The following is a 19,725-nucleotide window of genomic DNA, read 5'->3' on the forward strand; positions in this document are numbered from 1 at the left end:
CTAAAAAACGATCCGAACCTTTCCTGAACCTGTTAACGACTCGAGTGCCAACATCAACTCATCGGTTGGATTGACTCGCCAATTATCGCCTAAAGTAAACTGCGCTTGTGACTGAGGCTGGGCGTAATTAATCAACACAGGTACAGCGCCCGCTTTCCAAGGCTCAACCGCAGCCTTAAACTCGCTTAACCACTCATCGTTGACCTTGTCTGCTTGCAAGTCAATTTCAACCGCATTGGCAAAATGGCTACGCGCTTCCCCCATATCGATAATGTTACGCGCAGTCATTCGGTTACCACCAGAGAAGTCATCGAAACTAACCTCTCCTTCAATAATCAAAATGCGGTCTTTCTCAAGCAGGTGATTAAACTTCTCAAAGGCTTCAGTAAACAGCATCACCTCAAGACGCGCACTCTTATCATCTAGGGTCACCAGACCCATCTTGGAGCCACGCTTAGTCATCATCACACGTGTCGCCACTACAAGCCCAGCGGCTTTCATGGTTTTGCCACGTTCAGTAGGATGCACATCTTTTAACCGACCCGAAGTGTAATGCTTAAGCTCTTTCAGATACTGGTTAATCGGGTGACCTGTGAGGTATAAACCTAATGTGTCACGCTCGCCTTCAAGCCAAACTTTATCGGGCCAAGGCGTACATTCAACAAACTGCTGCTTACTGTCTTCAGGTTCATTATTGAGTAGACCAAACATATCATGCTGACCAATCGCTTCGGCTTTAGCATGCTGATCGGCTGCGCGAATAGCTTCCGGTAACGTTGCCATCATCGCGGCTCGATGCGGGCCTAAATTATCAAGCGCACCAGCGCAAATCAGTTTTTCAATGACGCGGCGGTTAAGCTTCTTTAAATCGATTCGAGCGCAGAAATCAAACAAGTCCTTAAAGGGGCCATTTTTACGCGCAGCGAGAATCGAGTCTACAGGACCTTCACCAACACCTTTCACCGCGCCAATGCCGTAAACAATATTCAGATCGTCATCAACGGTAAATCTAAATAAGCCTTTATTTACATCAGGCGGAATAAGTGGCAAGCCCATACGCTCACACTCATCAACCAAGGTGACAATCTTATCGGTGTTATCCATATCCGCCGACATTACTGCCGCCATAAACTGCTGTGGATAATGGGTTTTTAACCAAAGTGTTTGATAAGACACTAATGCGTAAGCGGCCGAGTGAGATTTGTTAAAACCGTAACCCGCGAATTTTTCCACCAAATCGAAAATTTTCATCGACAACGGACCATCAACGCCATTGGCAATTGAACCGGCCTCAAACGTACCGCGCTGCTTGGCCATCTCTTCAGGCTTTTTCTTACCCATAGCACGACGAAGCATATCGGCGCCGCCCAAGGTATAGCCAGCAAGTACCTGAGCAATCTGCATCACCTGCTCTTGATAGAGAATAATGCCGTAGGTTGGTGATAACAGCTCTTTCAGCGACTCATGTTGATATTCGGCGTCAGGGTATGACACTTCCTCACGGCCGTGCTTACGCTCGATAAAGTTATCTACCATGCCTGATTGCAGTGGACCCGGTCTAAACAGTGCAACCAGTGCGATCATATCTTCAAAGCAATCTGGCTGTAGGCGTTTAATCAAGTCTTTCATACCACGAGATTCCAACTGGAATACCGCGGTTGTTTCATATCGTTGTAGTAATTTAAAACACTTTGGATCAGTCAGCGAAATCGACTCAATACGCACCGGCTCTTCACCGTTCTTCTTTTTGACGCTGTTGACCATCTGCAACGCCCAATCAATAATGGTGAGCGTTCTTAGACCCAAGAAGTCGAACTTCACTAGGCCTGCGGTTTCAACATCGTTTTTGTCGAACTGAGTTACCGGGTTTAAGCCTTCGGTGTCACAATAAATTGGCGAGAAGTCAGTGATCTTAGTCGGGGCAATAACCACACCACCAGCGTGTTTACCCGCGTTACGTGTCACCCCTTCCAGAATGCGACACATATCGATAAGATCTTTTACTTCCTCATCAGCGTCGTATGACTCTTGCAAGCCTGGCTCGACTTCAAAGGCTTTAGCCAAAGTCATGCCGGGTTCCGCTGGGATCATTTTTGAAATACGGTCAACAAAACCATACGGGTGACCAAGCACGCGGCCAACATCTCGAATTACCGCTTTAGCCGCCATAGTACCAAAGGTAATGATCTGCGATACCGCATCACGACCATAAAGGTCGGCAACGTGGTCAATGACCTCATCACGTCTGTCCATGCAAAAGTCGACGTCGAAGTCGGGCATAGATACACGTTCTGGGTTTAGAAAGCGCTCGAATAGCAAGTCGTATTCAAGGGGATCCAAGTCGGTAATTTTAAGTGCATAAGCCACCAATGACCCTGCACCTGAACCACGGCCAGGACCAATTGGAATATCGTTATCTTTACCCCACTGAATAAACTCCATTACGATAAGGAAGTAACCAGGAAAGCCCATCTGGTTAATCACTTTAAGCTCGATATCGAGACGCTCATCGTATTCAGGGCGTTTCTCAGCTCTAAGATCTGGATCAGGGAAAAGAAACTCGAGTCGCTCTTCAAGGCCCTTTTCTGATACATCGACCAAGAAGTCTTCAATGGTCAAATCACCTGTCGGGAAGTTCGGCAAGAAGTATTCGTGCAGTCTTACGGTAACGTTACAGCGCTTAGCAATTTCGACCGTATTTTGAATCGCCTCAGGAATATCTTCAAATAGCTCGCACATCTCATCGCTACTTTTAAAGTATTGTTGGTCACTGTATTTCTTCGGTCTGCGCGGATCGGCTAGCGTAAAGCCATCATAAATTGCGACCCGAATTTCGTGGGCGTCAAACTGCTCAGGCTTATTAAATACCACCTGATTAGTCGCAACCACTGGTAAGTCTTTTTGCTCGGCAAGTGCGACCGCCATGTGCAGATAACGCTCTTCATCTGGACGACCTGTTCGTAGCAGCTCTAAATAATATCGGTCAGGAAAGTGGCTCTTATAAAAGTCGATTAATGACTCTACTTGACCATGGTTATCTTTCAGCAACGCACGACCAACATCACCGTCTTTGCCACCTGAAAGCAGAATTAACCCTTCGTTATATTTCACTAACCATTCATGGTCAATCACAGCTTTGTCGTTAATATTGCCGCGCAGATACGCATCGCTAATCAACAAAGTCAGGTTTGAGTAACCTTTATTGTCCATCGCTAAGGCAGTAATAGAACAAAACTCATCAAATCCTGGGACTTTTACCCAAAAATCGGTGCCAATAATAGGCTTGATACCCGCATCATGGCAGCCTCCATAAAACTTGACCAAACCACACATGTTCGTCTGATCGGTTAATGCAACCGCAGGCATTCCAAGCTCAGCCACTTTCCCTAGAATAGGCTTAACTTTAGAAAGTCCATCAGACATAGAAAAATCGCTGTGGACGCGCAAGTGAACAAAACGTGGATCAGACATAATTAGGAGTATCTTTCTTTTTTGATAAATGAAGACTGCTGGTCAATCTTACAGAGTAAAACATGGGGTGATTGCAAACAAGTTTAACTGCAATCGCTCAGGCTGATGAGTTAATTTTCCGGCAAAAGGATGCCTCAAGCAAGTAAATCTTTCACCGGAAAAATTGTGTCGAGCTAAATTAATGCCTCACGAACGGGGCGAAAGCTTTTACGATGCTCAGGCAGTACACCGTGCTCTGCGAGTGCTTCAAAGTGCGCTTTAGTAGGGTAACCTTTATGTTTGTCAAAACCATAATCTGGGTATTGCGCAGCAAGGACATCCATCTCTCTATCACGAACAACCTTGGCAATAATTGAAGCTGCACTAATCGCATCGATAAGGCCATCACCTTTGATAATTGCATGACTGAGCACACCAAAGTCAGGACTGCGATTACCATCGACTAACACACTGCTTGGCTTAATACTGAGCCCTGCAACAGCACGCTGCATCGCCAGCATAGTCGCATGCAAAATATTTAGATCGTCAATTTCAGCTGGTGTCGCTGAGCCCACACTAACACTTAAGGCCTTTTGCTGAATTTGTTCAAACAGCAACTCACGCTTTTTCTCTGACAGTTTCTTAGAATCATTTAACCCTTCGATAGGGTTATTAGGATCTAAAATCACCGCTGCGGTGACAACATTACCAATCAAAGGTCCGCGGCCTACTTCATCAACACCTGCGTATTGACCAATACAAATTTGGGCCACTTGTTCAGGAGTGATATCTTTTATTACAGCCATTATGCTTGTTCCTCAATCAGTTTTATCACCGCATCAGCTGCCCGAGCACTGGCGTCTCGTCTTATCATTTGATGAATTGACATGAAACGGTCATGCAGCGGTGTAAAATCATCGTCCAACTGCTTTGACACTGCTGTTGCTATTTTCTCTGGCGTACAATCTGCTTGAATAAGCTCTTCAACAATATCTTCATCTGCCAGTAGGTTAGGCAATGAATAGCGTTTAGTCAGCATCATGCCTTTGGCGATACGATAAGTGATAGGACTCACTCGATATGCCACCACCATAGGTCGCTTAACTAACATAGCTTCAAGCGTGGCTGTGCCCGATGCCAATAAAATACAATCAGCCGCCGCCATCACTTCACGAGAATGACCTTCAATGAGGTGGATCTCTAAATCTGGCGCATACTCGCGTAAGGCAAGCTCGAATTGATCGCGACGTTTTTGATTAACCAAAGGCGTAACAAATTTAATATCAGGATAGCGCTGCTTGATTAGGGTTGCCGCTTTAACAAAGGGCTCGGCTAACATCTTAAGCTCACCACCACGAGAACCAGGTAATATCGCTAAATACTCAGCATCTTTATCCAGACCGAGTAATTCACGTGCCAGTGCTTTATCACTTTCAAGCTCAATGTCATCGGCTAACGTATGTCCAACAAAGGTGCAAGGCACTTGGTATTCATCGTAAAACGCTTTTTCAAAAGGTAACAATGACAACACCATATCCGTTGCCCTAGCGATTTTAAAAATACGTTTAGGTCGCCACGCCCATACAGATGGACTGACGTAATGTACGGTTTTAATACCCCGAGCTTTAAGCTTGAGTTCCAAGCCAATATTAAAATCGGGTGCGTCGATGCCAATAAAACAATCGGGATTCAGCTTAGTGAACTCATCAACTAATGTTGCTCGAACTTTTAGTAGTCTCGGTAGGCGTGACAATACTTCAACAATTCCCATAACAGCCAGCTCTTCATAAGAGAAGATAGACTCAAAACCAAGGGCGTCCATACGTGGACCACCAACCCCAATAAATCGAGCATCAGGATATTGCTTCTGCAACGCTTTTATTAAGCCTGCTCCGAGGATGTCGCCCGAGATCTCTCCGGCAACCATTGCAAATACACGAGGATTGTTTGAACTCATAGAATAACGTCTGTGGTTAATAATGGGAGGAAAGAAAGAACCCGCTTTTACACGGGTTCAATAACTTACTTAGCGGATGATGCCTCGCTGAGAGGAAGCAACAAATTCAATTAGCATTTGAACTTGTTCGTCATCAACTGCAGCCTCTTTAAGCTGCTCAATCGCTTCTGCAACCGTTAAGTTGCTGCGATATAGAGTCTTATAGGCTCTGCGGACTGAAAGCTGTGATTCTTTTGAGAATCCACGGCGCTTTAAGCCTTCGATGTTCAAACCTCGAGGAATCGCAGGCTGACCCGATGCCATCACAAAAGGCGGCACATCGTTAAGGATAAGGGAGCTACCAGCCGTGAAGGCGTGAGCACCAATATGCACGAACTGATGCACACCGGTCATGCCACCTAAAATAGCCCAATCACCAACATGAACATGACCGGCAATCGATGCGTTATTAGCCATAATGACGTTGTTACCTACCACACAGTCATGAGCGATATGCACATAGGCCATAAATAGGTTGTTAGAGCCAATACGTGTTTCCCACTCATCTTGAGTGGTACCACGGTGAATGGTGACAGACTCACGAATAACGTTATTGTCGCCAATAATTAATCGGGTTGCTTCACCGGCATATTTCTTATCTTGGCAATCTTCACCGACTGAGGCAAATTGGTAAAACTTATTACCTTTACCAATGACGGTAGGTCCTTTCACAACAACGTGTGAACTGAACCAACAGTCATCACCGATTTCAACATCAGCACCAATATAGGTCCACGGACCAATAGTGACATTTTTGCCTATTTTGGCATCAGGGTGAACATAAGCTAATTTATCAATCACTTAGAAATCTCTCTACGTGCACACATGATTTCCGCTGAACAAACAATCTCGCCATCCACTTTAGCAACGCCAGTAAACACGCCAATCCCACGGCGCTCTTTAATCATTTGCACTTCAAAATGAAGTTGATCACCAGGCTCAACAACGCGCTTAAAACGCGCTTTATCAATACCGGCAAAATAGTATAACGCGTCATTAGACGGCTCATCGCTCATGGTTTTAAAAGCAAGGAGTCCTGTAGCCTGCGCCATAGCCTCTAAAATCAATACGCCTGGCATCACAGGTTGAACCGGGAAATGTCCCTGAAAAAATGGCTCATTAATTGTGACGTTTTTAATAGCGTGTAAGGTTTCACCTGGTGTGAAATCCAATACTCTATCGATCAATAAAAATGGATACCTATGAGGTAAAAATTTTAGGATCTCTTTGATATCCATTGTATTCAATTGATTTGACACGAATCTTTCCTTTATCTGCACAAAGCAGTCATTTACTTTACGTTATTTTCCAGTGCTTTTACGCGCTGAAATAGCGTATCTAGCTGTCTAAAACGAACGGTATTCTTACGCCACAGCTTATTATCCATTGCGGCTGTTGCCGATGAATAAACGCCTTTTTCGCGAATAATGCTAGTGACGTTGGTACTGCCAGTCACATGTACGCCATCAGCAATACTTAAATGACCTGAAATCGCACAATTACCGCCGATAATACAATACTTGCCAATCGTTACACTACCCGCAACAACCGTACTACCTGCTATAGCAGTATTAGCACCGATAATATCGTTATGGGCAATCTGGACTTGGTTATCTAGAATAACCCCGTCGTGAATTTCAGTATGGGCTATGGCGCCTCGGTCTACCGTCGTGTTAGCACCGATTTCAACTCGATCACCAATACGCACACCACCAGTTTGCGGGATCTTAACCCACTGACCGCGTTCATTAGCGTAACCGAAACCATCAGAACCTAAAATCGTTCCCGAATGGATGATGCAATCTTGGCCTAAATGAACGTTGTGATAAACCGTTACATTAGCCCATAACAGTGTATTTGAACCAATCACACTATCTTGACCAATAACACAGCCCGCCCCAACTTGAACGTTATTACCAAGAATAACATTCTCGCCAATGACCGCATTCGCACCAATTGCCACGCCTTCACCTAGCATGGCCGAGGCCGCTATTTGTGCCGATGGGTGGATACCGTCTGCCGCCTTTGGGGTTGTATCAAGGAATTGTGCGATGCGAGCAAAACCGACATAGGGATCATTTAATACAATCGCATTGCCTGTAAAACCTTCTGCATCTTTAGGCGTCATTAAGATCGCAGACGCAGCTGAACTAGTCAGCTGCGAACGATACTTTGAATTTGCCAAAAAAGAGATTTGACCTGAACCTGCACCGTCCAAGGTGCCTACAGTTGAAATTTCAACTGAGTCATCACCTTGAACGTCTGCATTTAAATGGTCAGCCAATACTCTTAAAGTATAGCTTTTCATCTATTTACTTGCCTTTACCTAAAGCTTCAACCACTTTGTTACTGATGTCAGCACTTGGCTTAACATAGATAACAGCACCACGTTGAAGTACCATGTCATACTGCTCTTTTTCAGCAATAGTATTAATTGTCTTTTGAACTTCAAGCAGTAGCTTGTTTTGCTCTTCACCGTTACGGCGACGCATATCTTCATCTAACGCTTTGCCTTTCAATTGTAGCTCAGCTTTCATAGATTCCATTTTACGCATCATGTCGGTCTTTTGTGACTCGCTCATTAGCGCCGCATCACGTTGCTGTTTTTCTAGCAAACCACGAAGCTCTTCTTGCATCTTTTGCACATCAGCAACACGGTCACCGAACTCAGCTTTTAATGTTTCGTTCACTTGCTCGCGCTGTGGCAACTGCTCAAAAACTGCTTGCATATCAACTACTGCGATCTTTTCTGCGTGTGCCGCTAGCGGTGCACCTAAAAGAACCAAAACCATCATTGCGCGATTCAACATCTTATTCAAAACAAACTCCTTTATCTCAGCAAAACTTGCCGATTTTTTCAAATTGATTTTAGAAAGTTTTACCAATATTAAACGAGAAGATCTCAGTTTCATCATCCTCGTATTCCTTGATTGGCCATGCAAGGCTAAAGACCATAGGTCCCATCGGCGATAGCCACTGCACGCTCATACCCCAAGAGGCACGAATACGGCTCGGATCGCTATAATCTTCTAGTCTATCAAACTCTTCAACTGGAAGGTAACGATATGAATCGTAGTCAAACTCAGTGTCCCACACGTTACCGGCATCCACAAAGAAACTAGTACGTACAGAATTTGTATAAGCCTCGTCCAGGAATGGGGTAGGCACAATAAGCTCTAAACTGGCAGTTGCAATGGCGTTACCACCAATTGAGCGACCTGAACTCACCTGAATCTGGTTAGGATCGCCAGGTAAGCTACAGCCTTCACCCGATGGATCTGGCGCACATGGCTCGCTGCCACGATACAAGTAGAATGAGCGCGGACCCACTGAGTTAGACTTAAAGCCACGCAATGAGCTGCTACCACCCGAGTAATAGTTTTCCCAGAAAGGTAAGATCTGGTCATTATCGTTAAACTTACCGTAACCGTTACCGTAACCTAAACGCGCTCGGCTTAGCACAACAAAGCTGTGATTACGGTTAAGTGGGAAGTAAAAGCTTGTATCAAAATCCGCTTTAAAATACTGCAGATCAGAACCTGGTACCGTCATCTTACCGTTTAAACGCTGTGATGAACCATCCGATGGGAAAGTACCACGGTTTAAGTTACTGCGTGACCAACCCAGACTTAATTCGAAGTTATCGAAAGCTAAGCCAGCATTTGGATCATCACTGTCACGGTAAATATCGTAGAAGCGAATCGCTTGCTCATAAGCAGAGATTTCAGAGATCTCGTTATGACGATATCCAATACCACCGTTAATACGGTTATATTCGTTAATAGGGAAACCTGAGTTTAACGAAATACCATAAGAGCTGTTCTTATAGGCTTCAAGGTTTGCCTCATCAGCATCAAACTCACTCCAATAGATACTACCACCTAGGCTCACGCCATCTTTAGTGAAGTATGGATCGGTATAGTTAATATTGACGTTCTTAGAGTATTTGTTGGTGTTTAAATTAATACCAGCCTGATTACCCGTGCCTAAGAAGTTACTTTGCTGAACACCAAACTGAAGACTAAGTCCAGATTCAGTACCGTAACCAACGCCAGCATTAAATGAGCCTGATGGCTGCTCTTTAACACTAAATGCCACATCGACTAAATCATCGGTACCTGGCACTTGCACAGTTTCAGTATCAACAGTCTCGAAGTAACCTAAACGGTTAAGATTAGATTTTGACAGCTCTACTTGCGCAGAGTTAAGCCAAGCACCTTCCATCTGACGTAACTGACGACGCATGACTTCATCTTTCGTTACCGTGTTACCCGTAAAGCTGATATTACGAACATATACACGCTTGCCAGGATTGATGTTGATGTTGAGGTTTACCTCTTTCGTTTCATCATCAATTTCTGGGTAGGTTTTCACTTCAGGATAGGCGTAACCAAATCGACCTAAGTATTTACCGTACATCTCTTCGGTAAAGGTCACATCACCGCCGTTATACATATCACCGGCTTTCAAAGGTAAGATGGCTTCAAGCACCTCTTCTTTACCCATTAAGTCGCCAGTTAGATTAACGTCTTTGACTTTGTACTGCTCACCTTCATCGACGTTAATCGTAATATAGAGGCCTTTACGATCAGGTGTCATTGCCACCTGCGTAGAGGTTACATCAAAACGAATGTAGCCACGGTTTTGGTAGTAAGTCTTAATCGTTTCAAGATCAGCTTGTAGCTTTTGTTTTTGATAACGGCGCTCGCCAAACAGATCCCACCAAGCGACATAGTCTTTTAGCTCAAGCATGCCGATAAGCTCAGCATCACTAAACTCGGTGTTACCCACGACATTAATCTGACGAATTTCGGCGGCTAAACCTTCGGTAAAGGTGAACTTAAGCTCAACTCGGTTACGGGGTAGATTGATAATTTCGGCTTTAACTTTAGCACCGTACTTACCTACGCCGTAATAGAAATCCTGCAAGCCTTTTTCGATACCAGAGAGCATAGTACGGTCGAGAGACTCGCCGACTTTCACACCAGAGCCATCAAGACTCTCTTGTAACTGCTCATCTTTAATATCTTTGTTACCTTCAAAGGTAACAGAGCTAATGGTTGGGCGCTCAGTCACTTTAACGACCAGCACATTACCATCGCGCAGCACTTCAATTTTTTCGAAGTTAGTTGATGCATATAAGCTTTTTATTGCTTGCTGCAATTTTAATTGATCAACAGTATCCCCAACCTTCACAGGTAGGTTGAGCAAAGCCGCACCGAGTGCCACTCGCTGTAAACCTTCAACTTGGATATCAGCTACTTCAAAAGGTTGGAATGTTTCGGCCCAACCGTTCCCTGAAAAAGACGCTCCGACTAATAACATCGAGGCAAAAAGTTTATTCAATCTCATAGAGCACTTCTAATTATTTGTCTGTCCTTGCTCAGAGTCGGGAAAAGTCATTGAAAAGCGCAACACTCATCAACATCAGCAGCATAGCTGCCCCAATTCTGAATCCAATTTCCTGTACCTTATCCGGTACAGGCCTGCCTGTAATTACCTCAATGAAGTAATACAAAAGGTGTCCCCCATCTAACACTGGCAAAGGCAATAAATTGATAATGCCTAAGTTCACGCTAATCAATGCAAGAAAACCTAAAAAATATACCAGTCCGACGTCAGCGCTATTTCCCGCACCTTGTGCAATAGAAATAGGACCACTCAAGTTTTTAACTGAAACGTCACCAGTAAGTAACTTGCCAATCATCTTAATGCTGACAGAGACAAGTTGCCATGTTTTATCGACTGCAACTGGAAAAGAATCTAAAAATCCGTATTCCAATTGTATCTTCATGTTTTCTGGCCATGGTTCAGATGTTGGGGCCACGCCAATCACGCCTTCAAGTAGACCTTCAGCATTTTCACGAGACTTAGGCGTTACCTTAACCGTGAACTGCTCTCCATCACGACGTATGGTAATGCTGACAGGCTTATTGGCTGAGCCCTGAATAATCTCTACGAAACGCGGCCAATCTTGGTATTTTTCACCATCAATCGCAACTAAGGTGTCACCCACCTTGATACCGGCCTGACCCGCTGCGCCATCATCACTAACGAGTGCCAGTGTGGGTAATATCGCAGGACGATACATGCCAAGACCAATAGCGGTGATCGGCAGTTCTTTTTCGGGGTTAATCTTCCAATCTTGTGTATTTAACGAATAGGTATGCTCATCGCCAGACGAGCCTTGCAAGCGAGACAGTGGCGCGACGGTCACATCGACATTACTGTCACCTATGTGTCCAGCTAGGGCGAGATTAACTTCTTCCCAATCCCTGACTTTTTGGCTACCAATCGCCATGATCTGCATCGGCTCTTTAACCACGATTTGCGCAGCAGGTGTGCCCGCGATAGTTGAGTCGATGATTGGTTTAATGGCTGGAACGCCAATAAGATACATGGCGTACAATGCAATAATCGCAAAGATAAAGTTAGCAATGGGGCCAGCACTTACAATGGCGATGCGCTGCCAAACTGACTTACGGTTAAAGGCTTGTTCTTTTAACTCTTCAGGCACCTCATCAACGCGCTCGTCGAGCATTTTGACATAGCCACCCAGTGGGATCATCGCAAGGACATACTCTGTGCCATCTTTGCCAGTCTTGCGCCAAATAGCCCGACCAAAACCGATAGAGAAGCGCTCAACTTTTACACCGCAGCGACGTGCGACCCAAAAGTGCCCATATTCATGAGCAGCAATTAATATCCCCAATGCAACAACAAAGGAACCTAGGTTCCATAAAAAATCGATCATTCCTTTCCTCTGAACTAATTGAGCTTAGTGATAGCGTCTAACGTGTATTGACGACTTTGAAAGTCTAACGCCAAAATATCATCGATACTGTTTAATGGATGCGTCGCCGTATTCATTAAGCTTTGTTCGTTTATTCTTGCTATATCGGTAAAACGTATCTTGCCATCTAAAAATGCTTGTACCGAAATTTCGTTGGCAGCGTTTAATACCGTTGTCGCTTCCTGGCCTTGCTTACAGGCTTCGATCGCCAGCGCTAAACAGGGGAAACGATTAAAATCAGGTTCTAAGAAGCTTAACTGTCCGACTTTGAAAAAGTCTAAAGGTTCAACTCCTGAGTTAATTCTCTGTGGAAAAGACATACAATGAGCAATCGGTGTACGCATATCGGGGTTGCCTAGCTGTGCTAACACTGAGCCGTCACGATACTGCACCATAGAATGAATCACACTTTGAGGGTGGATCACAACCTTTAGCTGCTCAGGACTGGCGTTAAACAACCAACGCGCCTCAATGTACTCAAGACCTTTGTTCATCATAGTCGCCGAATCAACCGAGATTTTACGCCCCATAGACCAGTTAGGATGCTTACAAGCCTGCTCAGGAGTCATTGCCGATAACGTAGCCAAATCAGACGTTAAAAATGGTCCGCCAGAACCTGTCAGCAAGATGTGAGAAACCCCTGCAGCCACTAGATCGCAGCGGCCAATTTCAAGCTGAGAACGCTCAGACAAACACTGAAAAATGGCATTGTGTTCACTATCGACGGGTAACACTTGCGCACCAGAGTTTTGCATCGCTTCGATAAACAATTGACCCGACATCACCAGCGACTCTTTATTGGCAAGTAGCACTCGCTTACCGGCGTTAACCGCCGCAAGTGTCGAAGGCAAGCCCGCTGCGCCAACAATGGCCGCCATCACCGTATCAACGTCATTGCTACTGACAAGCGATAAGAGTTCATCTTTACCGCTTGTCACTTCGATATTTAAATGGCTTGGCAGTTGCTGCTTCAGTGCTTGAGCAGCATTTGCATCGACCATATGGGCAATTTTAGGTTGATGCAAAGTACAGATCTCTAGCATCTTTGCGACATTGGTATTTGCGACCAGTGCAAATACCTTGTACTGCTCAGGATTACACGCGACAACACTTAAAGTGCTCGCTCCGATAGAGCCGGTCGCGCCTAAAATCACCATGTTTTGCATTTAGTTACATCCAAAAAGCTATATAGATTAATGTGAATACAGGTAAAGCAGCCGTGAGGCTATCGATTCTATCTAATACGCCACCGTGACCCGGTAGGATCGTGCCAGAGTCTTTAATTTTCGCCACTCGCTTAAACATACTTTCAGACAAGTCGCCTACTGCAGAGGCTAGTGCAGTAAATAAAGTCACAGCGATAAGTAAACCAATCTCTTGCTCTGGTGAGAAATACATAATACCTGCAACCACTAACATGGTCGTCAACAGACCACCGAGCAACCCTTCTATCGTTTTGGCTGGACTCACATTTGGCATAAGCTTGCGCTTACCAAATCGCTTACCTGCAAAATAAGCACCTGAGTCTGTAGCCCAAACGACAAGCATAACTAAAAATACCAAGGTGCCACCGTAATATGGCGATGCTTGAGTACTAAGTGCCTTAAGGGAAAGTAACGAAACGAAACATGGGATCAGGGTCAACTGACCAAACATGGATTTCAGCATGTGGCTATTTTCCCAGAAGCGTGCGCTTTTCGGGAAAGATAACACCATGATGAACGACATAAACCACCAGAACCCACCAATTAGGATCACCGCGAGAAATATCGGATGTAGCATACCACGGTGCCAAATTTCATCAGCTGGCACCATTAGGTTTAGCGCGGTTAATAGGACGCCGATAGTGACGGTGAAACTCCATTGAGTCATCTCACAGTTGCTATCGATAATACGCCCCCACTCCTTGGCGGCTATTAAAAAGACTCCCAATAGTGCCCAAGAAAAATACTCAGTCGGTAAACCGAAAATGGCACCAAAAACTAAGGGGATTAACCATATTGCTGTTATTATTCGTTGTTTTAGCAAAAAACTTCCCTCATTAATTATTATAAAGAGCGGATGGTATCGATTTGAGTTCCTGTCAAACCGAATCGACGCTGACGATTAGCAAAAATAGCAATCGCGTCTTTAAACGCATCCTCATCAAAATCCGGCCACAGAGTGTCAGTAAAGACTAACTCAGCGTAAGCGGCTTGCCACAAGACAAAGTTACTTATGCGATAGTCACCACCTGTGCGGATCATTAAATCAACTTCGGCTTGATTTTGCATGCACAAATGCTCACTAATTGCCTCTTCGGTAAACTGAGTGCTGCTCATTTCACCAGATTCGACCTTAGCTGCTAATTTTTGCGCCGCTTGCATAATGTCCCATCGTCCACCGTAGTTGGCCGCGACATTAAGCACTAAATCATGATTGTCTGCCGTTTTCTCTTCTGCTGCTGCAATCTGCTTTTGCAAACGGGGAGAAAATCGACTGATATCACCGATAATATTGAGGCGAACCCCATTGTTGTGTAACAGCTTAAGTTCACGCTGAAGCACTGTAAAAAACAGCTCCATTAACAAGCTGACTTCTTTGTCTGGTCTGCGCCAGTTTTCACTAGAAAACGCAAACAATGTTAATGATTCAACACCCAAATTTCGGGCCGTACTCACCGCTCGCCTAACCGCCTTTACACCCGCCTTATGGCCGATGACTCTTGGCTTTCCCTGCGCCTGTGCCCAACGACCATTACCATCCATAATGATAGCAACGTGTTTGGGGATAGACTGTTTTACCAAAGTCGATATCTCATTTGGTAATGTCTCTGTCACTTCAGTGTCAGATTGGGAATCGATTGACATCTATTACAACCCTTAAAAATAGACAAACGCCGTGTAGTATAACTCTACACGGCGTCTGAACTCTAGGGCATGTTGTCCATTCAAGTTTAATTTTTGTCCGAGCTCGCCGCTTTTATTACAAGGCGTGAACTGTGAAGCTTAATACCTGTCGCAAAAAGCTCGCTACTTCTCAATAAAGAAGCAAAAAACCTGCACAAGGCCTCATTAAAAATCAACCTAAATAGTGAACATTCCCCTATGCTGATGAGTACGATTAGAACTCCATCAGCTCCTTTTCTTTAGCAGCCAAGATTTCATCGATTAGCTTAATGTGCGCATCAGTTAGCTTCTGCACATCATCTTCACTGCGACGAACGTCATCTTCAGTGCACTCTTTGTCTTTCTCTAATTCTTTTACATTCGAATTAGCATCACGGCGAACATTACGGATAGCAATACGGCCGTTTTCTGCTTCTGCACGAACCACTTTGATAAGGTCTTTACGACGCTCTTCAGTTAGGGCTGGCAATGGAATGCGAATAGTCGCGCCTGCAGACATTGGGTTTAAACCAAGATCTGAACTCATGATTGCCTTTTCAACAGCTGCAATCATAGTACGGTCAAATACAGATACCGTTAACGTACGAGCATCGCCAATAGAGACACTTGCAACTTGCTTAAGCGGAGTCAGCGAACCGTAGTAAGGTACTTGGATAGTATCCAATAAGCTTGGGTGTGCACGGCCAGTACGAACTTTAGCCATTTGAGTTTTTGTTGACTCTACACACTTGTCCATGCGAGTTTGCGCATCGCTCTTAATTTCGTTTATCACGTTATATGTCCTTTTAAGTCACTAAATATTGCTTAATCAGCTTTAATCATTGTGCCTTCTTGCTCGCCCATGATAACGCGGCGCAATGCACCTGGTTTATTCATGTTAAATACAAGCAATGGCATATTATGGTCTCTGGCCATAGTGAATGCAGCCAAATCCATTACTTTCAATTCTTTTTCGAGTACTTCATTGTACCCCATTACATCATACTTGACGGCTTCTGGGTTTTTAACTGGATCATCTGAATAAACACCGTCAACTTTCGTGCCTTTAATCACTACTTCTGCTTCAATCTCAATACCGCGTAAACACGCAGCAGAGTCAGTCGTACAGAATGGGTTACCTGTACCTGCAGCAAAAATAACAACACGGCCTGATTTAAGCAAACTAATTGCTTCAGCCCAGTTATAGTCATCACATACGCCTTTAAGCGGAATAGCTGACATTAAACGTGCATTAACATATGCACGGTGCAACGAATCACGCATTGCTAAGCCGTTCATCACTGTTGCCAACATGCCCATGTGATCGCCCACTACACGGTTCATACCCGCGTTAGCCAGACCTTCACCTCTGAACAAGTTACCACCGCCAATGACAACACCCACTTGAATACCTAGCTCTACTAGCTCTTTGATCTCCTGCCCCATACGATCAAGCACTTTAGGATCAATGCCGAAGCCTTCTTCACCCATTAGGGCTTCACCACTTAGTTTTAAAAGAACACGACGAAATGCAGGTTTAGGATTGGTACTCATATTTATTAGTCCTGATTATGGCGATAGGGGTTATACACTGGAATAGTTATACCGAATGTTACTTAGCAAAACACAAAACTATTCGAGTATATACGATAAGACCGCAGCAATTGCTACGGTCTTATGTTTGCTAAAAAAGGAGATTAAGCCTTATTTGTAGCAGCGATTTGTGCAGCTACTTCAGCAGCAAAATCTTCTTCTTTTCTTTCGATACCTTCACCCACTTCTAAGCGGATGAAGTTAGTTACTGAAGCGCCTTTCTCTTTAAGAATTTCGCCAACAGTTTTCTTTGGTTCCATGATGAAAGCTTGACCAGTAAGAGAAACCTCACCAGTGAACTTCTTCATACGACCGACAACCATCTTCTCAGCGATCTCAGCAGGCTTACCTTCGTTCATAGCGATTTCGATTTGAAGTGCTTTTTCTTTCTCAACAACTTCAGCAGGAACGTCAGAAGGGTTAACATACTCAGGCTTAGACGCAGCAACATGCATAGCAATGTGCTTTAGTGTGTCTTCGTCAGCTTCACCAGTAACAACAACACCGATACGATCACCGTGACGGTATTGTGCTAGGTTTGCACCATCGATGTATTCAACGCGACGAACGTTGATGTTTTCGCCGATTTTTGCAACTAGTGCAACACGAGTCTCTTCGAACTGTGCTTTCAAATCTTCGATAGTTACTTTAGATGCTGCAGCAACATCTAGTACTTCGTTAGCAAATGCTAGGAAGTTAGAATCTTTTGCTACGAAGTCAGTTTGACAGTTAACTTCTAGTAGAGCAGCGTAACCTTCACCTTGCTTGATAAGGATAGTACCTTCAGCAGCGATGTTACCCGCTTTTTTAGCAGCCTTAGCAGCACCGCTCTTACGCATGTTATCAATTGCTAACTCGATGTCACCGTTAGTTTCAGTCAGTGCTTTTTTACAGTCCATCATGCCAGCGCCAGTGCGGTCACGAAGTTCTTTAACTTGGGCAGCAGTAATTGCCATTGCTAAATCCTCTACAGATAATTCTTCAAATTCAATAGATATAAAACAGGGGCCTATCAGTTTAAATGAGAGCGCCCCTGTTCACCAATCATGTATCTTGGTTAATAAGGGTGATGAAAATCATCGACCTTTATTATTCAGCTTCTACGAAACCGTCTTGCTCAGCTTGTACAGCTAGGTCTTGACCACGGCCAGCTTTCGCAGCAGCAGCAACAGCACCAGTGTAAAGACGGATAGAACGCATAGCATCATCGTTACCAGGAACGATGTAGTTGATACCGTCTGGAGAAGAGTTTGTATCAACAACAGCAACAACTGGAATACCTAGGTTGTTAGCTTCTTTAATAGCGATATGCTCGTGGTCAGCACCGATTACGAAAATCACGTCTGGTAGACCAGCCATGTTCTTGATACCACCTAGAGACTTCTCTAGCTTATCAAGTTCACGAGTACGCATTAGCGCTTCTTTCTTAGTCAGCTTGTCGAAAGTACCGTCTACAGACTGGCTTTCAAGGTCTTTAAGACGCTTGATTGATTGACGAACTGTTTTCCAGTTAGTCAACATACCACCTAACCAACGGTGATCAACATAGTACTGATCACAAGAAACAGCAGCTTCTTTGATAGCTTCGCTTGCAGCACGCTTAGTACCAACAAAAAGAACTTTACCTTTCTTAGATGCAACGTTGCTGATGAAAGCAAGTGCTTCGTTGAACATTGGTACAGTGTGCTCTAGGTTGATGATGTGAACACCGTTACGAGCGCCGAAGATGAATGGCTTCATCTTTGGGTTCCAGTAACGAGTCTGGTGACCGAAGTGAACACCGGCTTGTAGCATGTCGCGCATTGAAACTGTAGTCATTTTATTTACCTTAAAATATTAGGGGTTAGACCTCCACATATCCCATATCTTCGACCCTATTGAGGGCACCCCGAAGAACGTGTCGATATGTGTGTGATTTAGTATTTATCAATAGCCATGTATAATGGCCGCCATCTTAACTCGAACGAACCACCTTAAGGTGAGATCGACAAGAGTCAAACATAACGGCGCGCTTTATACCATAATATGAAAAAAAGCACAAATATTTACGTCGTTTTTCAGGCATAATCGTCAGATTGAAAGACGACAATTTAAAGACTAAGAGATACTAGAATGAGTATAGTAATTAAGACAGCTGAAGAGATTGAAAAGATGCGTGCCGCGGGTAAACTAGCCGCACAAGTACTCGAAATGATCGCACCACATGTCAAAGCGGGTGCGACGACCAATGAATTAAACGCTATCTGCGCTAAATTCACTGAAGATAATGGCGCTATCTCTGCACCTCTTGATTATCATGGTTTTCCAAAATCAATTTGCACCTCAATTAACGATGTGATCTGTCACGGCATTCCAAGTGATCGTCCGCTTATTGATGGTGATATCATCAATATTGATATCACGGTCATTGTTGATGGTTACCACGGTGATACCTCTAAGATGTTCCTTATCGGCGATGTCAGTCCAAAGAACGCTCGCCTATGCCGTATCGCCCAAGAAGCGTTATATCTCAGCATTAAAAAAGTGCGTCCAGGCATGAAGTTAGGTGAAATCGGCACCTTGATTGAAAAGTTCATCAAATCAAAGAAAACCGGCCTTGAAAAATACAGCATTGTGACCGATTACTGCGGTCACGGCATTGGCGCAGGCTTTCATGAAGAGCCACAGGTCATGCATTACAAAAATAATGACAAAACCGTATTACGCCCAGGCATGTGTTTCACTATCGAACCTATGATTAATGCCGGCCGCCATACTAGCGTTCTGGATAAGAAAGATAACTGGACAGTCACCACCTCTGACGGCAAAAATTCAGCTCAGTGGGAACATACATTACTTGTTACCCAAACTGGCGTAGAAGTCTTGACCTTACGAGAAGAAGAAAAAGAGTTGCCTCGAGTGATTAATCACTAATTTTATGGCCTCTGCTCAAAAAAGCGTGCTCAGCACTAATGCCGATCATTTAGCAGTTTATTGATCGGTTGACCGATCTTTATAAGATGGCAAAATCCGAGTGTTTTTAAACA

At 44.3% G+C, this 19,725-nt stretch carries 17 protein-coding genes; 1 reads left to right on the plus strand and 16 read right to left on the minus strand.

Annotated features, from left to right (window positions below):
- The 16 genes from dnaE to rpsB all read right to left on the minus strand — a co-directional run bounded on the left by dnaE (nt 1) and on the right by rpsB (nt 18,517).
- On the minus strand, nt 1-3,471 hold the full coding sequence (gene dnaE / locus ACVBIK_RS05650; RefSeq protein WP_447160582.1) for a DNA polymerase III subunit alpha: 3,471 nt from the start codon (nt 3,469-3,471) through the stop codon (nt 1-3).
- 173 nt (nt 3,472-3,644) lie between these two features.
- Entirely contained in the window at nt 3,645-4,256 is a 612-nt protein-coding gene (gene rnhB, locus ACVBIK_RS05655; protein WP_447169269.1) for a ribonuclease HII, read from the minus strand.
- A complete protein-coding gene (lpxB, locus tag ACVBIK_RS05660) occupies nt 4,256-5,407 on the minus strand; it encodes a lipid-A-disaccharide synthase (RefSeq protein ID WP_447169270.1) in 1,152 nt (383 codons plus the stop codon). Before lpxB ends, rnhB begins: the two co-directional genes overlap by 1 nt.
- 69 nt (nt 5,408-5,476) lie before the next feature.
- Nucleotides 5,477-6,247 carry an acyl-ACP--UDP-N-acetylglucosamine O-acyltransferase gene (gene lpxA, locus ACVBIK_RS05665; RefSeq protein ID WP_447160585.1) on the minus strand — a complete coding sequence of 257 codons (771 nt, stop codon included), beginning with the start codon at nt 6,245-6,247 and terminating at the stop codon, nt 5,477-5,479.
- Entirely contained in the window at nt 6,244-6,705 is a 462-nt protein-coding gene (fabZ, locus tag ACVBIK_RS05670; protein ID WP_248999623.1) for a 3-hydroxyacyl-ACP dehydratase FabZ, read from the minus strand. The genes lpxA and fabZ overlap by 4 nt, the downstream gene beginning before the upstream one ends.
- Nucleotides 6,706-6,737: 32 nt before the next feature.
- The gene (lpxD, locus tag ACVBIK_RS05675; RefSeq protein ID WP_447160586.1) at nt 6,738-7,754 is read right to left on the minus strand and encodes a UDP-3-O-(3-hydroxymyristoyl)glucosamine N-acyltransferase; all 1,017 of its coding nucleotides are present in this window, start codon (nt 7,752-7,754) and stop codon (nt 6,738-6,740) included.
- Nucleotides 7,755-7,758: 4 nt separating this feature from the next.
- The gene (locus ACVBIK_RS05680) at nt 7,759-8,256 is read right to left on the minus strand and encodes an OmpH family outer membrane protein (RefSeq protein ID WP_447160655.1); all 498 of its coding nucleotides are present in this window, start codon (nt 8,254-8,256) and stop codon (nt 7,759-7,761) included.
- Nucleotides 8,257-8,314: 58 nt separating this feature from the next.
- On the minus strand, nt 8,315-10,798 hold the full coding sequence (bamA, locus tag ACVBIK_RS05685; RefSeq protein ID WP_447163611.1) for an outer membrane protein assembly factor BamA: 2,484 nt from the start codon (nt 10,796-10,798) through the stop codon (nt 8,315-8,317).
- Nucleotides 10,799-10,829: 31 nt separating this feature from the next.
- Nucleotides 10,830-12,200 (minus strand): sigma E protease regulator RseP, encoded by a 1,371-nt coding sequence (gene rseP / locus ACVBIK_RS05690; RefSeq protein WP_447169271.1) that lies wholly within the window; start codon nt 12,198-12,200, stop codon nt 10,830-10,832.
- 14 nt (nt 12,201-12,214) lie between these two features.
- Nucleotides 12,215-13,405, minus strand: coding sequence for a 1-deoxy-D-xylulose-5-phosphate reductoisomerase (gene ispC, locus ACVBIK_RS05695; RefSeq protein WP_447169272.1), 1,191 nt, complete (start codon nt 13,403-13,405; stop codon nt 12,215-12,217).
- 4 nt (nt 13,406-13,409) lie between these two features.
- The gene (locus ACVBIK_RS05700) at nt 13,410-14,267 is read right to left on the minus strand and encodes a phosphatidate cytidylyltransferase (RefSeq protein WP_447160590.1); all 858 of its coding nucleotides are present in this window, start codon (nt 14,265-14,267) and stop codon (nt 13,410-13,412) included.
- Nucleotides 14,268-14,287: 20 nt separating this feature from the next.
- Nucleotides 14,288-15,088, minus strand: coding sequence for a polyprenyl diphosphate synthase (gene uppS, locus ACVBIK_RS05705; protein ID WP_447163613.1), 801 nt, complete (start codon nt 15,086-15,088; stop codon nt 14,288-14,290).
- A gap of 253 nt (nt 15,089-15,341) precedes the next feature.
- The gene (gene frr / locus ACVBIK_RS05710; RefSeq protein ID WP_447160592.1) at nt 15,342-15,899 is read right to left on the minus strand and encodes a ribosome recycling factor; all 558 of its coding nucleotides are present in this window, start codon (nt 15,897-15,899) and stop codon (nt 15,342-15,344) included.
- Between the two features lie 32 nt (nt 15,900-15,931).
- The gene (gene pyrH / locus ACVBIK_RS05715) at nt 15,932-16,660 is read right to left on the minus strand and encodes a UMP kinase (protein WP_447160593.1); all 729 of its coding nucleotides are present in this window, start codon (nt 16,658-16,660) and stop codon (nt 15,932-15,934) included.
- Nucleotides 16,661-16,803: 143 nt separating this feature from the next.
- Nucleotides 16,804-17,655, minus strand: coding sequence for a translation elongation factor Ts (gene tsf / locus ACVBIK_RS05720; RefSeq protein ID WP_447160594.1), 852 nt, complete (start codon nt 17,653-17,655; stop codon nt 16,804-16,806).
- A gap of 133 nt (nt 17,656-17,788) precedes the next feature.
- Nucleotides 17,789-18,517: a 30S ribosomal protein S2 gene (gene rpsB / locus ACVBIK_RS05725; RefSeq protein WP_447160595.1), complete on the minus strand. Its 729-nt coding sequence runs from the start codon at nt 18,515-18,517 to the stop codon at nt 17,789-17,791.
- 294 nt (nt 18,518-18,811) lie between these two features.
- Here rpsB and map point away from each other — a divergent pair, with 294 nt between their 5' ends.
- Nucleotides 18,812-19,612 carry a type I methionyl aminopeptidase gene (gene map, locus ACVBIK_RS05730; protein ID WP_447160596.1) on the plus strand — a complete coding sequence of 267 codons (801 nt, stop codon included), beginning with the start codon at nt 18,812-18,814 and terminating at the stop codon, nt 19,610-19,612.
- Nucleotides 19,613-19,725: the final 113 nt, after the last annotated feature.

This window comes from Shewanella sp. 125m-1 (assembly GCF_052977065.1).

Excerpts from the sequence above, each read along its gene's own strand:
- dnaE (WP_447160582.1), bottom strand. The coding sequence starts at position 3,471 with ATGTCTGATCCACGTTTTGTTCACTTGCGCGTCCACAGCGATTTTTCT.
- rnhB (WP_447169269.1), bottom strand. The coding sequence starts at position 4,256 with ATGGCTGTAATAAAAGATATCACTCCTGAACAAGTGGCCCAAATTTGT.
- lpxB (WP_447169270.1), bottom strand. The coding sequence starts at position 5,407 with ATGAGTTCAAACAATCCTCGTGTATTTGCAATGGTTGCCGGAGAGATC.
- lpxD (WP_447160586.1), bottom strand. The coding sequence starts at position 7,754 with ATGAAAAGCTATACTTTAAGAGTATTGGCTGACCATTTAAATGCAGAC.
- ACVBIK_RS05680 (WP_447160655.1), bottom strand. The coding sequence starts at position 8,256 with ATGTTGAATCGCGCAATGATGGTTTTGGTTCTTTTAGGTGCACCGCTA.
- bamA (WP_447163611.1), bottom strand. The coding sequence starts at position 10,798 with ATGAGATTGAATAAACTTTTTGCCTCGATGTTATTAGTCGGAGCGTCT.
- rseP (WP_447169271.1), bottom strand. The coding sequence starts at position 12,200 with ATGATCGATTTTTTATGGAACCTAGGTTCCTTTGTTGTTGCATTGGGG.
- ispC (WP_447169272.1), bottom strand. The coding sequence starts at position 13,405 with ATGCAAAACATGGTGATTTTAGGCGCGACCGGCTCTATCGGAGCGAGC.
- uppS (WP_447163613.1), bottom strand. The coding sequence starts at position 15,088 with ATGTCAATCGATTCCCAATCTGACACTGAAGTGACAGAGACATTACCA.
- pyrH (WP_447160593.1), bottom strand. The coding sequence starts at position 16,660 with ATGAGTACCAATCCTAAACCTGCATTTCGTCGTGTTCTTTTAAAACTA.
- tsf (WP_447160594.1), bottom strand. The coding sequence starts at position 17,655 with ATGGCAATTACTGCTGCCCAAGTTAAAGAACTTCGTGACCGCACTGGC.
- rpsB (WP_447160595.1), bottom strand. The coding sequence starts at position 18,517 with ATGACTACAGTTTCAATGCGCGACATGCTACAAGCCGGTGTTCACTTC.
- map (WP_447160596.1), top strand. The coding sequence starts at position 18,812 with ATGAGTATAGTAATTAAGACAGCTGAAGAGATTGAAAAGATGCGTGCC.